This window comes from Bacillus sp. JHAA (assembly GCF_036961585.1).
Taxonomy (GTDB): Bacteria; Bacillota; Bacilli; order Bacillales; family Bacillaceae; genus Bacillus; species Bacillus velezensis.
In genome coordinates, this window is sequence record NZ_JBAMDE010000001.1 from 730,690 (window position 1) to 742,890 (window position 12,201).

The window sequence follows — 12,201 nt, forward strand, 5'->3', positions numbered from 1 at the left end:
CTTATGGGATGGGGCTTTTTTCCGGTAGAGCGCCCAAATGGCGGATAAACCGCCGGAAAGCCGCTCTGCCTTCTTCTGTTTGTTTAAAGACGCCGGCATGCTCCAGTATCCGCGCAAAGGCATGGCCGATTTCCTCTTTCAGAATCTGTTCCGCGTTTTCTTTCGTTACCTTCCGCTTATGCAGCACACTGAGCGCCCAATCTTTATGCGCTGCCGCAGAAGGGTCTGCCGTTAAGACCGCTTCCGGGTCCGGTGAGCACAGCGCTTCAGCCGTGTATTTCATTTCTTGTTCAAGGCGGCCCGGCAGAATCGCAAGCCCCATTACCTCAATCAGTCCGATATTTTCTTTTTTCAGGTGATGAACTTCCTGATGGGGATGAAAAATTCCCAGCGGATGCTCATCAGAGGTGCGGTTATTTCTGAGGACGAGATCTAATTCGAATAAACCGTTTCTCCGCCGGGCAATCGGCGTAATTGTATTGTGCGGTGTTTCTCCTGAATGGGCGAGGAGATCAGCCGCCTCATCGGAATAACCGCGCCACGCCCGCATGATGGCATCCGCCGCGCCGGAAAGCTCAGACGCACTCTCGCTTTGCAGGCGGATGACCGACATCGGCCACTTCACAATTCCCAACACCGTTTTCGGATAGTCAGGCAGCCTGTACCGGCTTTCTGTCTCCGCCCGCGCCATCGGGAATTCATAATTGCCCCCCTGAAAATGGTCGTGGCTTAAAATACTGCCGCCGACAATCGGCAGATCAGCATTGGAACCGAGAAAATAATGAGGATACTGGCTGACGAACGACAGCAGCCGGTCAAACGTTTTTTTGCTGATCTTCATCGGTTCGTGCCGGTCTTTCAAAACGATGCAATGCTCCCGGTAATACACATACGGAGAAAATTGCAGAAACCACTGCTCATCGCCGAGAATTACCGGAATGACACGAAGGTTTTGACGCGCCGGGTGATCCGGTCTCCCCTCGTACCCGACATTTTCTTTACAAAGAACACATCTCGGATAATCGGATTGAGGCTGCTCTTTGGCAGCGGCAATTGCTTTCGGATCTTTTTCCGGTTTTGAAAGGTTGATCGTGATGTCCAGCTTTCCGTAAGCCGTCTCAGCCGTCCACCCGGCATTCCGCTTTATTCTGTCCGAACGGATATAATACACATCCTCTGAAAATCGGTAAAACGCCTTTGTCGCCTGCTCCGGCCCGTGCACCGCCTTTGTTTCTTCAAAACGACGGACAATCTCGGACGGCTGCGGGGCAAAGCAGCCCATGATCTTCGCACTCAGCAGGTCGCGATAGGTGTCTGTATCGGCTGCAATCCGGCCCGTTTCTGCCGCCCATTCATAAACCGGGGCCAATATGTCCGGCAATGATGCCGCCGATACATTTTCTTTCTGTTCTGGAACCTCCGGATGGGTGATATGCAAAGCTTCATACAAACGGTTTCTCGTATATTCAATATCAAGAAATGAAATCAGCTTTTTTTGCAATCCGTACCGGATTAAACGTTCCACGTGCCGCTCAATTGCCATCGTCATCCCCCTTTAGTTCTCTCGCTCCGGCTCCGACATCCGCCGTGTAAAAGTCAGCTTTTCTCCCTGTCTTCTCCTCATAGCGGGCCCCTGCCGTTTCAATAAAATCCGAAACCGCATCGTCCTTGACGATACTGACTGTACAGCCGCCGAAACCGGCTCCCGTCATCCTTGATCCGATCACCCCGCCGTGGCGCCAGGCCGCTTCAGCCAGTGTATCCAGCTCATGACTCGTCACCTCGTAGTCATCGCGTAAAGAGAGATGCGAATCCCTCATTAATTCACCGATATGATGAAGCTGATTGTTACTGAACATGTCGGCGGCCTCTATTGTGCGGTGATTTTCATAGACGGCGTGTTTCGCCCGGCGTCTGTTCACTTCATTCTGAATCAGCTCCGCATGGGCGTCAAAAGCGGAAGGGGTCAGCTCTCCCAGTGATTGAACGGAAAGATGCTTCTGAAGATCACAAAGCGCTTCCCCGCACTCCTTGAGCCTCGTATTATAGCCTGAGTCTGCAAGCGTTCGTTTTTTATTGGTATTTGCAATAACGATCGACAGCCCCGACAGCCCGAGTTTTGTATATTCAAAGCTGAGCGTCCCGCAATTCAGCAGAATCGCATGATGTTTCTTTCCCATTCCGATGGCGAATTGATCCATTATTCCGCAGCTGACGCCGATAAAGGAATTTTCCGCCGTCTGAGCGAGCTTCACCAAGTCGAGCATATCCGCCTCAAGCTCATGGCATTCCTTGAGAATGACCGCCGTAACAAGTTCAATCGAAGCCGAAGATGACAGCCCCGCTCCGTTCGGGATATTTCCCCAGAACACAATATCGAAGCCGTGCGGAAGGGAAAAACCGCTGCCGAGACACTCTGCCATGACCCCTTTCGGATAATTGGCCCACCCGTCCTCTTTTTGATAACGGATATTATCGAGACTGCATTCCTTTATGCCCGCATCTTTAAAATGATGAGAGTACATTCTGACGAGCCTGTCCCCTCTCTCCCGGACGGCTGCATATGTACCGATCGTCAGTGCGCAAGGAAAGACGTGGCCCCCGTTATAATCCGTATGCTCTCCGATGAGATTCACTCTGCCGGGCGCAAAGAAAATGCGCAGGTCCTCCGATTCCCCGAATACATCAGCAAACGCTTTCTTTATTTTGTGCTTCATACGCATCCCCTTTCACTATTACACTTTCCCCCGGGGCGCGGAAAGAAACCGTTATGACACGCCCTCTTCTTTCGCTTTTCTGAAGACAATCCACTTGCTGGCCGCATAGTTGACGACTACGATAATGACGTTATCGGCGATTTTCGCCAACGTTTCGTTCATATGAAATTGACTGACCAGAAGAATCATCATGGCGAGATCGATGGCTAGAGACAATACCCGCACGCTGAAAAAGGCCGTCAATTCTTTCATCAGACTCCGCATCCCCGCGGTCTTTTGCTGAAATACATACAGTTTATTCGTGACATATGCAAATAGAACGGACAGAACCCAAGCAGCGACAGTCGCCGCCTTGTAATCCATCTCAAATGCCGACGTCAGAAAGTAAAAACTGGCGATATTCACGATGGTCGTGAATATCCCCATAATGATATACATCATAATTTCTCTGTAGCGCATGGCAGTTCCTCGCTTTCTGAAAGACTTTTCTAAACCTTTTGTCAAATCAAGAAGAACGTTACCCTGATTTTCTGCCGCTGACAAAAACATAGAGCGCGTCAAACATGCTGCGGAAAGTAACCGGCCTTCCCAGCACATTGGATTGCTTAATCATCCCGTCGATGAGCGCGCACATCATGTTAGCGGTATGCTCGGTATCTATATGGTCTTCTATTAAATTTCTCGATTTGAGCCAATTTATGTACATGGTGCTTTCTTCTATCCATAACTTATAAAGACGGATATAAGCTTCATATTCACTGACGACTTTGTAAGTAGGCATATGAACGGCAAAAGACACAACATTCCAGGCAGGCTTGCTGTTTACAAACCGCATCAGCAGGCTGGCCGCGCTTGCCGCAGCTTCACAAAGCGTCAACGGCCGCGCTTTTTGCTTTTCTAATTCATCGAGATAGCCGGTGATGATCCTTTTTTTAATCTGACGCCTGTCTAATAAATGCTTCAGAAAATCTTCCTTGCTTTCAAAATGAACGTAAAACGCGCCTTTGCTGAAACCCGCCGCTTTACTGATGTCATCGATTGAGACTGAATCGTAAGCTCTTTCAATCAGGAGATGAAGGCCTGCGTCAATAAAACTTTCAAATGTTTCTTCTCTCTTAATTTGAAATTTGTTTTTTTTCATTTTTTACCCCAGCTGTTTGATCATTCACTTTATCTTACACCGAATCATTCTTTTGCGGTATTTTTTATACAAAAAGAATATGCTAGTCGACGCTTTGAGGGTAAATGTTAATAGGTCATATGATTTATTTTTATTTGCATACTATCCAGTCAGTATTTATTTGTTTATTATTATACGTAAGAATTCTTGAAGGATTTTGGTTATTTCAGTCATTTTCTTAGGGAATAGGTAGGTGAATTCATCTTCAATTTGGGATTACCGGCCAACTATGTGTGATATTTGTTATACATTGGCTGCTGTAGCTGGGCAAATCAATTTTTCAATTGGAGGTTCTTATGAAAACTCATGTAATGAAAGATATAGATCAAGATTGGCAATTGTTAATTCAAGAGGCTAGAATCATGGGTTTGCACATTGACGATGTGAGGCGCTTCTTAAATACTGAAAAAGCGGTGAAGAAAAAAACACCAATGAAAAACACCATCCGCCAGCGGTAAGATTACAGGCGGATCCTTTTACTATATGACCTGCCACAGTCCGCCCGCACCCGAGTTTTCAAAGGAACAGCCGCAATAAGAGGGGAATCAGAGAACAAACCGTATACCGGACAACCATTCCCGTCCGCATTCCGCAATTGAACAGCCAAACATGGTGATATGAGATCCCCCCGCTGCATATCTTGTGTATATGCCCATTTATGAGGTGATACACAGATGGATACGAATCCCTATTATGATGAAAAACAACAGAACTACTACGAAGGCCTGAATCCTTATTTATTGAACAAAATAGACGAAAACTGGCGGACAGTGCTTGATGTCGGCTGCGGCACAGGCAATTTAGGAGCGGCGATCGAAGACCGCGGAATAACGGTTTACGGCATTGAAGCGTATCCCGAAGCCGCAAAAAAGGCGGAAAGCAAATTGAGCCACGTGCTTTGCGGCGACATTGAATCCGCCATTCTTCCGTACGAATCAGAACAATTCGACTGCATGCTGTTCGGAGACGTTCTTGAGCATCTTATCGATCCGTGGTCCGTGCTGAAAAAGCTTCGTCCTTATGTAAAAAAAGACGGCACGGTGCTTGCATGCATACCGAATGTCGGCCACATCTCAGTGGTGCTGGAGCTTTTAGCCGGCAAATGGACTTACAGTGACGCCGGATTAATGGATCAGACCCACCTGCGTTTTTTCACCCGCGAAGAGACGCTTTCATTATTTAAATCCGCCGGCTATGAGGTGAAACGCATTGAGGCGATCCGCGTTGATCACCCCTCTTATCACAAAGCCATCGCATCATTGCACGAAGTATGCGTACAGCTTGGCATAAGGCATGACTTTATGGCAGAAGCATCGGCGTATCAATATGTGATTGAGGCCGAGAGGAGCATGTAATGGATTCACATTCATTTCTGTTTGTCGTCTGTGTGAATGACGAGCCGCTGTACTCCCGGTGCAAAAGCCATATCATGCAGCTTACCGTCCCCCCTGCATACTCCGTTGATATCATGCCGATATACGATTCAGCAAGCATGGCCTCGTCCTACAACAAAGCGCTGAGACACCCCTCCAAATATAAAATTTATCTGCATCAGGATACCTTTATCATTCATCAGCATTTCCTTCATGACATGCTTCATATCTTTCAATCTCATCAGGAGCTCGGCCTTCTCGGTGTCGCCGGCTGCAAAACCCTGCCGCCGAACGGCATTTGGTGGGAAAGCGGAGAGCGGATGGGAAAAGTGATTGAATACCGGGGGAATGCTTATCACCCGCTGGACTTTGAGCACGGCGATGAAGACGGCCTGTTTACGCCCGCTGACGCCATTGACGGCTTGTTAATGGCGGCTCAATATGACGTGGAGTGGCGGGAGGATTTGTTTCGCGGCTTTCATTTTTACGACACATCACAGTCGCTTGAATTTCAAAAACACGGCTATCAAGTCGGCGTCGCCTGCCAGAAAGACCCTTGGTGCCTTCATTTTTGCGGCGACTCATTTGACGCCGCGGCATATGAAGCGGACAGACAAACATTTGTCAAACACTATATGGCAAAGCCCTCTCGCTGATCGAGAGGGCTTTTTTCGGGTTAACGTTTATTCAGTTCCCGCTCAATGATTTGTTCAAAGGTTTCCTTTCCCGCCGCGCCAGGGATTCTCTCATCGCCGATGATAAACGTCGGCACTGCCGTAATGCCGGCTTCCTCATAAGCATGGCGGAGCGCTTCCCGCTGTACGTGTCTGTACGCTCTTGTCTCAAGCGCCTCTTTGAAGGCAGCGCCGTCAAGTCCGGCTTCTTCCGCAAGCTTTGTCAGCACGCCAACGTCACCGATATTTTGCTCTTCCTGAAAGAACGCCTGAAAAACGCGTGTATGGTATTCGCTTCCTTTCCCATGTTCCTTTGCGAAATGAAAGCCTTCAAATGCCAAATCCGTGTAAGGATGCGGTGACACGCGGGGGAACGTGATTTCAACGCCTAAAGACTGCGCCATCGGCTCAATGGAGTTTTTCCACATCTGCCGCTTGGCGGGATCATTCACCGGATCAAGTTTCGGCGAGGGGCTCGGACGCAATTCAAACGGCTTCCATTCCACCTGTACGTCCTTGTCCTTGATTGCTTCTTCAAACGCCGCTTTGCCGACAAAGCAAAACGGACATACATAATCAGAATATACTTTAATCTGCAGTGTCATTGTAAGTCTCCTTTCCTTTTCATTTTAAGTTGTAACATATATAGTTACAAGTGTTTTTTTAAAAACACCCTCCATATGGAAGGTGTCACGATTCCAGCAGCCTTTGGGCGATATATTCTCCTTTTTTACAGCCGCCGGGACAGGCGAATAAGGAAGAGCCGATCGTTTGTGTATATTCATTCAGCGCATCCTTTGCCGCCAAAGCCTTCAGCATCGGGACAAATTGGCGGTCCGGGTCTTTTTGAAAGCAGATAAACAGCAGGCCTGCGTCAACATAGCCCGTCTTTGGATCAATTCCGTCCGTATAGGAAAATGCCCGGCGCATAATCTGTCTGCCGGTTGATTTTGCCACGCTGACATGCGAGTCGGCGGGAATTTGATTCAGCTTCACGGGATCGGTTTCCTTTTTTTGTCCGAAAGGCGCGCCCGAGCTTTTCACCCGCCCGAACGTGTGCTCTTGTTCCTTCAAGGATGAACGGTCCCATATATCTAAAAACATCTTAATTTTCCTAAACGCCATGTACGTGCCGCCCGTCATCCAGTCCGGCTCTCCTGATTGAACCCAAACGATCGAATTCATCAGGTTTTCATCCTTTGTGCTTTGGTTGCCGGTGCCGTCTTTGAATCCGAAGAGGTTGCGCGGCGTTTCCCCGTTTTTCCCGCCGCTTAAGAAACCTTTATTGAGAAAACGGACTTCGCATACGCCTGCTGCCTGTTTCATCAGGTTGCGCACCGCGTGAAACGCCGTTTGTTCATTATCCGCGCAGACTTGTATGACGATATCACCGCCGCCTTGATTCTTATCGAGCTTGTCGTTAGGCATCGGCGGAATATCGGCGAGGTGCTTCGGTTTTTTATCTTTCAGTCCGAATCGGTCCTTCCCGTCTTTCTCGAAAAACCCGGGGCCGAAGCCGAAGGTAACGGTCAAATTCGCCGGGGCCAGATCTTGCGACTCCCCGGTATCCTGCGGAGGCATATATTTATTTTTCTGTTCGCCCGACGGGACGGCGCCTGAAGTCAGCAGCTGCGTCAGGCTTGTCCATTGTTTGAAAAGGGAGATGACATCGGCTTTGTCGCTTGACATGACATCAAGCGCCGCAAAATACACATACGTCTGATGTGCCGTTGTGATTCCCGCTTGGTGCTTTCCGTAAAAAGGAACGATTTGATCACGATCACGTTTTTCATCATTCTTCTTTGAAGCGGTGGCCGCCGGTTTGAAGAGCGGCGCGAGTCCTCCGAGGCCGCTCGCTCCGACAGCGACGGCGGCGCCCGCGACGGCGCCCCACTTCAGGACATCCCGTCTGTGGATCTGTTTTTCCTTGTTTTGTTCATCGCTCATGCTGCGTCTTAACTCCTTTTAAAGCACATCGGCAATCTTCGACATGGTTTCAGAAAGAGCCGTCAGCTTCGTGCTTATCTCTCTGATTTGATCTGTACTTAATGTATCACAAGACATATACGATTGATCGCACGTTTTGTATTTCGACATCAAAACTTCAAATTCGCTGAATTCCGCATCAAGTTTTTCCGTGATCTCGAAATGGTCTCTCCCTGCGAGCTTTTCACTGTTTCGTAGAGGGCTTTTAAGCCTTCGGCGCCGGCGGTGATTGGTTCAGGCATCACTTTGAGCGAAGCGATAGAGCCGTCAAACACTTCGGTCGATATTGCAAGCTGATTGCCCTGTTCTTGACATACGGCTTATATTCTCCAAGTCCGTCACTGCCTTTTTGCGCACACAGAAAAAGGGCCGCCCTATCGGGACAGCCCTGCTTTGGAGCGCCGAATTTCCTCTGAAAACTTCCGCGCCGCCGCTTTTGGATCTTCGGCTTGGCTGATGGCGCTGATCATGCTGACGCCGTCTGCACCCGCTTCAATGACGGGCGCCGCGTTGTCAGCCGTAATGCCGCCGATTCCTACAATCGGAATGGTGATGCCCTGACGCCGCACCTCTTCAATCAATGTAACGCCCTGCACGGCTTCAGCATCTTTTTTTGTTTCGGTCGGATAGACCGGGCCCATTCCGACGTAATCGGCTCCGGCTTCTTCCGCCCGCTTCACCTCGGAGACGTTATGTGCTGACACACCGAGTATCATATCGCCGATTGCCGCTCTCGTTTTTTCGGCGTCTGCGTCATCCTGCCCGATATGCACTCCGTCCGCCTTAAGGCGCAAGGCCAATTCGACATCATCATTAATGATGAAAGGAATCCCGGCCTGCCTGCAGACATCCTGCACCTGCTTCGCGAACAGGAGACGTTCATCCCCTGTTAAAGAACCGCTCCCCTTTTCCCGAAATTGAAAAAGCGTAGCGCCGCCCTCAATGGCTTTTTTCACCACAGAAACGGGGTCTGCGCTTGTATTGTTTGATCCCATAATAAAATAAACCGATAACATATCCTTCATCATTTCCCGAGAAATACGCGTCATTTTTCTGTCACCCTTTCAATTGCGGCAAGCTCGGCCGCTTCTTGTTCTGAGATGCTTGCCAGCTTGTTTAAAAGCTCAATCTGGAAGCTGCCCGGCCCCTTATGGGAGGTGTCCAGAGCGGCAAGCTGAGCAGCGCTTCCGTATACAGAAACGGCTGAAACGGCCGCTTGCAGAACGTCCTGCCCCGCTGCGCAGAAGGCTCCGATTACAGACGTCAGCAGGCATCCCGCCCCCGTCACCTTCGTCAGCAGTTTATCACCGTTATGTACGGCGTATGTGTCGGTGCCGTCGGAGATGACGTCGGTTTTTCCGGTAATCGCAATGACCGTCTTCAGCCCGCTTGCAGCCGTCTTAGCGAGCTGAACCACATCTCCTCCGGCTTCCCCCGCATCCACGCCTTTTATCTTCCAATCAGGGGCGCCGGCTATATTGGCGATTTCCGCGGCATTTCCGCGAATGACGGACAAGCGGACCTCCTGTATGATCTTGCGGGCTGATGCCGTCCGAAACGGCGTGGCGCCGGCGCCTACCGGATCAAAAATGACCGGAACGCCGTTTTCATTGGCCGATTTTCCGGCTGCGATCATAGCTTCAACCGACGCCGAACTGAGGGTGCCTATATTCAGGACGAGCGCTCCTGCGATTTTCGCCATGTCGGCTGCCTCCTCAATTGCATAAGCCATAACGGGCGATGCGCCGAGCGCGAGCAGTCCGTTAGCGGTGAAGTTCGTGACGACATTATTGGTGATACTGTGAACGAGCGGGTTTTGATCCCGCACTTTACTCAAGTGTTGAGCTGCGGTTTGTGCGTCCATGCTTAATCATCCTTTTTTCTCTTTTTCGGATTCCATAAATACGATTTCGTATGCTCCAGCCAGGCTCTGGCGGCAAAGGACATATAGCGGTCTTTCCGCCAAATGATGGCTAAATGCCACGGAATGACCGGATGAACGAGCGGAATGGTTCTGACTTTGTCAGGATCAAGACCGCGGCAGATTCTTTCCGGCAAGAGGCCGATACCGAGATTGGCGGATACCATTTCGCTGATAAAGTCCCACTGTGACGTTTCATAAATGACGTGAGGCCTGAATCCGGCTTTCACGCATTCCGTCATAATTCGATTATGAAGGACAAAATCCTCCCTGAAAAATATGAACGGCTCTTCTTTTAATTCGTGAAGACTGCATTCTATCTCGTCAGCGAGCCGATGTGACGGATGGACGACGAGCATAAGGGTTTCCTTGACGATTGTGAACGTATGAAAAATCTCTTCATTTGCGGGAAGCACGACGACCCCGATATCAAGCGAGCCGTCCTCCACCCCTTGCTGCACTTTAATAGAGCCGTCCTCAACAAGCTGAAACGTCACATCGGGATATGTGACGCGGAAGTCACCGAGCACTCTCGGGAAAAAGCCGGACCCGATCATCGGCGGAAGACCGATGCGGACGTGCCCTTTCTTCACTTCCATAATATCGTTCAGCTCTGACGTCAGGTTTTGGAATGACTTTGTGATTTCCTGCGCCTGCACATACATGCTCTGCCCGGCGTCAGTCAGTTCAACTTGCCGGCCATTGCGGTAAAACAGCTTAATGCCGAGCTCCGTCTCCAGGTTTTTAATCATTTTTGAGATTGTCGGCTGTGAAACATACAGCGACTGTGAAGCCTTCGTAAAGCTTTTCAAACGGGCCACTTCCAAAAAATACGTTAAGTGCCGGATATCCATTACATTTCATCCTTTCTATAGACAAAAGGAATACACATTATTCTTTATATGTATTTTACCTATAGCAAAACCTTCTGTACAATATAAATATAAGGGAGGCATCATTATGAAAAAATTGCTGCTTACCGTTATTCAAATCGCTCTGCTGTTTATATTTGCGCGTCTGATCAATTGGGTCACGGCGGCTCTTCATATAAATATTCCCGGCAGTATAATCGGGATTGTGATTCTTTTCACATTATTGCATTTCAAGATTATCAAACTTGAATGGATTGAGCTTGGCGCAGCATGGCTCCTCGGTGAGCTGCTGCTGTTTTTCATCCCGTCTGCCGTCGGAGTGATTGAATACGGAGATATTATGTCTAAATTCGGCGTAAGCATTTTACTTGTCGTCGTCATCAGCACATTTGTCGTGATGGTTTCAACAGGTACGCTTACACAGCTGATAGCAAAAAGAAAGGAGAAAAAACAAACGTGTTCATCGGAATCATAAGTTTATTCTTAACTGTCTTAGTATATTTGGGCGCGAAAAAACTCTACACTCGTTTTCCGCGGGTGTATACGTCGCCGCTTCTGATTACGCCCGCTGTTTTGGTCGTACTGCTGCTTCTTGTCAATGTCCCGTATCAGACATACAATCTCGGCGGCGGACTGCTGACCGATATGCTTCAGCCGGCAACAGTGGCGTTCGCCATCCCGCTTTATAAATATTTCCCGATTTTAAAGAAATACGCCGTGGAAATTATTTTGAACGTAGCGGTCGGTTCATGTATCGCCATTCTGTCAACGGCCTTTATCGCGAAATGGTTCCATCTCGGCAGCAGCTTAGTCGACAGTCTCGTGCCGCGATCCGTGACGACGCCGATTGCCATGAACGTTTCAGAAATGATCGGCGGGATGCCGGCCGTTACAGCGGTTTTCGTCATTTTAACGGCTTTATTGGGAACGATCATCGGACCGATGGTCATCCGCTATTTCCGCATTGATAACGAAATTGCCCGGGGCGTGCTGCTCGGAACTAGCGCGCACGGAGCGGGAACATCCAAAGCATTTGAGCTCAGCTCCGTATCAGGAACGATCTCAAGCGTGTCCATGATTCTCGCCGCAATTATGACGCTGTGCGCGGCCCCGATTTTGCTTTCGTTTATGTCATAAAAGACTGCTCCTTACAGAGCGGTCTTTTTTTATTTGCCACTCAGATGGATTTGTCTGTCCTTCATAAAAAGACGAAAACACGATATGATAAGATATGAAGTGAAAAGAATGAAGAACGGATGTGTCATATGAACGGCCAGCAGCGAAGCAGCATCAGAAAAGGACTTGAAGTCGATATCGTCCTGAAAGCCGATCAGCGTTCAGGAAAGCTGACAAGAGGAATCGTGAAGGATATTTTGACGAACTCAAGCTTCCACCCGCGCGGCATTAAGGTCCGCCTTGAAGACGGACGAATCGGCCGGGTGCAGCACATTATTGAATAGAAAAAAGCCGGAGCTTCA

At 49.2% G+C, this 12,201-nt stretch carries 15 protein-coding genes and 1 pseudogene; 6 read left to right on the plus strand and 10 right to left on the minus strand.

What is annotated here, in order from left to right; translation table 11 throughout:
- Position 1: 1 nt before the first annotated feature.
- The 4 genes from galT to V7728_RS03770 form a co-directional block, all read right to left on the minus strand.
- The gene (gene galT / locus V7728_RS03755) at positions 2-1,543 is read right to left on the minus strand and encodes a UDP-glucose--hexose-1-phosphate uridylyltransferase (RefSeq protein ID WP_099567185.1); all 1,542 of its coding nucleotides are present in this window, start codon (positions 1,541-1,543) and stop codon (positions 2-4) included.
- Positions 1,533-2,717: a galactokinase gene (locus V7728_RS03760; protein WP_007407714.1), complete on the minus strand. Its 1,185-nt coding sequence runs from the start codon at positions 2,715-2,717 to the stop codon at positions 1,533-1,535. The genes galT and V7728_RS03760 overlap by 11 nt, the downstream gene beginning before the upstream one ends.
- 51 nt (positions 2,718-2,768) lie before the next feature.
- A complete protein-coding gene (locus tag V7728_RS03765; protein ID WP_032869853.1) occupies positions 2,769-3,155 on the minus strand; it encodes a GtrA family protein in 387 nt (128 codons plus the stop codon).
- Between the two features lie 79 nt (positions 3,156-3,234).
- A complete protein-coding gene (locus tag V7728_RS03770; protein ID WP_059367558.1) occupies positions 3,235-3,858 on the minus strand; it encodes a TetR/AcrR family transcriptional regulator in 624 nt (207 codons plus the stop codon).
- Positions 3,859-4,193: 335 nt separating this feature from the next.
- Between V7728_RS03770 and V7728_RS03775 the strand changes: the two genes are divergently transcribed.
- The 3 genes from V7728_RS03775 (at position 4,194) to V7728_RS03785 (ending at position 5,926) form a co-directional block, all read left to right on the plus strand.
- Positions 4,194-4,355 (plus strand): anti-repressor SinI family protein, encoded by a 162-nt coding sequence (locus tag V7728_RS03775; RefSeq protein WP_003150917.1) that lies wholly within the window; start codon positions 4,194-4,196, stop codon positions 4,353-4,355.
- 216 nt (positions 4,356-4,571) lie between these two features.
- Complete coding sequence (locus V7728_RS03780; protein WP_099567186.1) at positions 4,572-5,252, plus strand: class I SAM-dependent methyltransferase; 681 nt, start codon at positions 4,572-4,574, stop codon at positions 5,250-5,252.
- Positions 5,252-5,926, plus strand: coding sequence for a glycosyltransferase family protein (locus V7728_RS03785; protein WP_099567187.1), 675 nt, complete (start codon positions 5,252-5,254; stop codon positions 5,924-5,926). The genes V7728_RS03780 and V7728_RS03785 overlap by 1 nt, the downstream gene beginning before the upstream one ends.
- A gap of 20 nt (positions 5,927-5,946) precedes the next feature.
- On the opposite strand, the gene V7728_RS03790 is transcribed toward V7728_RS03785, so the two are convergent.
- The 6 genes and pseudogenes from V7728_RS03790 to cidR form a co-directional block, all read right to left on the minus strand.
- Positions 5,947-6,549 carry a DsbA family oxidoreductase gene (locus V7728_RS03790; protein WP_099567188.1) on the minus strand — a complete coding sequence of 201 codons (603 nt, stop codon included), beginning with the start codon at positions 6,547-6,549 and terminating at the stop codon, positions 5,947-5,949.
- A gap of 85 nt (positions 6,550-6,634) precedes the next feature.
- Positions 6,635-7,891, minus strand: a complete 1,257-nt coding sequence (efeB, locus tag V7728_RS03795; protein ID WP_099567189.1) for an iron uptake transporter deferrochelatase/peroxidase subunit — start codon at positions 7,889-7,891, stop codon at positions 6,635-6,637.
- Between the two features lie 18 nt (positions 7,892-7,909).
- Positions 7,910-8,229 (minus strand): annotated as a pseudogene (locus V7728_RS03800) (Efem/EfeO family lipoprotein); the annotation flags it as partial.
- Between the two features lie 75 nt (positions 8,230-8,304).
- On the minus strand, positions 8,305-8,979 hold the full coding sequence (gene thiE / locus V7728_RS03805) for a thiamine phosphate synthase (RefSeq protein WP_099567190.1): 675 nt from the start codon (positions 8,977-8,979) through the stop codon (positions 8,305-8,307).
- Entirely contained in the window at positions 8,976-9,794 is an 819-nt protein-coding gene (gene thiM / locus V7728_RS03810; protein ID WP_003150909.1) for a hydroxyethylthiazole kinase, read from the minus strand. The genes thiE and thiM overlap by 4 nt, the downstream gene beginning before the upstream one ends.
- Positions 9,795-9,796: 2 nt before the next feature.
- Entirely contained in the window at positions 9,797-10,705 is a 909-nt protein-coding gene (gene cidR / locus V7728_RS03815) for a cidABC operon transcriptional activator CidR (RefSeq protein WP_099567191.1), read from the minus strand.
- A 106-nt stretch (positions 10,706-10,811) separates the two neighbouring features.
- Between cidR and V7728_RS03820 the strand changes: the two genes are divergently transcribed.
- From V7728_RS03820 to V7728_RS03830, 3 genes are all read left to right on the plus strand, one after another.
- Positions 10,812-11,198, plus strand: a complete 387-nt coding sequence (locus V7728_RS03820; protein ID WP_007407725.1) for a CidA/LrgA family holin-like protein — start codon at positions 10,812-10,814, stop codon at positions 11,196-11,198.
- A complete protein-coding gene (locus tag V7728_RS03825) occupies positions 11,180-11,860 on the plus strand; it encodes a CidB/LrgB family autolysis modulator (RefSeq protein WP_007407726.1) in 681 nt (226 codons plus the stop codon). Before V7728_RS03820 ends, V7728_RS03825 begins: the two co-directional genes overlap by 19 nt.
- A 128-nt stretch (positions 11,861-11,988) precedes the next feature.
- On the plus strand, positions 11,989-12,183 hold the full coding sequence (locus tag V7728_RS03830; RefSeq protein WP_003150901.1) for a YwbE family protein: 195 nt from the start codon (positions 11,989-11,991) through the stop codon (positions 12,181-12,183).
- The last annotated feature ends 18 nt before the right edge of the window (positions 12,184-12,201 follow it).

Excerpts from the sequence above, each read along its gene's own strand:
- galT (WP_099567185.1), bottom strand. The coding sequence starts at position 1,543 with ATGGCAATTGAGCGGCACGTGGAACGTTTAATCCGGTACGGATTGCAA.
- V7728_RS03760 (WP_007407714.1), bottom strand. The coding sequence starts at position 2,717 with ATGAAGCACAAAATAAAGAAAGCGTTTGCTGATGTATTCGGGGAATCG.
- V7728_RS03765 (WP_032869853.1), bottom strand. The coding sequence starts at position 3,155 with ATGTATATCATTATGGGGATATTCACGACCATCGTGAATATCGCCAGT.
- V7728_RS03770 (WP_059367558.1), bottom strand. The coding sequence starts at position 3,858 with ATGAAAAAAAACAAATTTCAAATTAAGAGAGAAGAAACATTTGAAAGT.
- V7728_RS03775 (WP_003150917.1), top strand. The coding sequence starts at position 4,194 with ATGAAAACTCATGTAATGAAAGATATAGATCAAGATTGGCAATTGTTA.
- V7728_RS03780 (WP_099567186.1), top strand. The coding sequence starts at position 4,572 with ATGGATACGAATCCCTATTATGATGAAAAACAACAGAACTACTACGAA.
- V7728_RS03785 (WP_099567187.1), top strand. The coding sequence starts at position 5,252 with ATGGATTCACATTCATTTCTGTTTGTCGTCTGTGTGAATGACGAGCCG.
- V7728_RS03790 (WP_099567188.1), bottom strand. The coding sequence starts at position 6,549 with ATGACACTGCAGATTAAAGTATATTCTGATTATGTATGTCCGTTTTGC.
- efeB (WP_099567189.1), bottom strand. The coding sequence starts at position 7,891 with ATGAGCGATGAACAAAACAAGGAAAAACAGATCCACAGACGGGATGTC.
- thiE (WP_099567190.1), bottom strand. The coding sequence starts at position 8,979 with ATGACGCGTATTTCTCGGGAAATGATGAAGGATATGTTATCGGTTTAT.
- thiM (WP_003150909.1), bottom strand. The coding sequence starts at position 9,794 with ATGGACGCACAAACCGCAGCTCAACACTTGAGTAAAGTGCGGGATCAA.
- cidR (WP_099567191.1), bottom strand. The coding sequence starts at position 10,705 with ATGGATATCCGGCACTTAACGTATTTTTTGGAAGTGGCCCGTTTGAAA.
- V7728_RS03820 (WP_007407725.1), top strand. The coding sequence starts at position 10,812 with ATGAAAAAATTGCTGCTTACCGTTATTCAAATCGCTCTGCTGTTTATA.
- V7728_RS03830 (WP_003150901.1), top strand. The coding sequence starts at position 11,989 with ATGAACGGCCAGCAGCGAAGCAGCATCAGAAAAGGACTTGAAGTCGAT.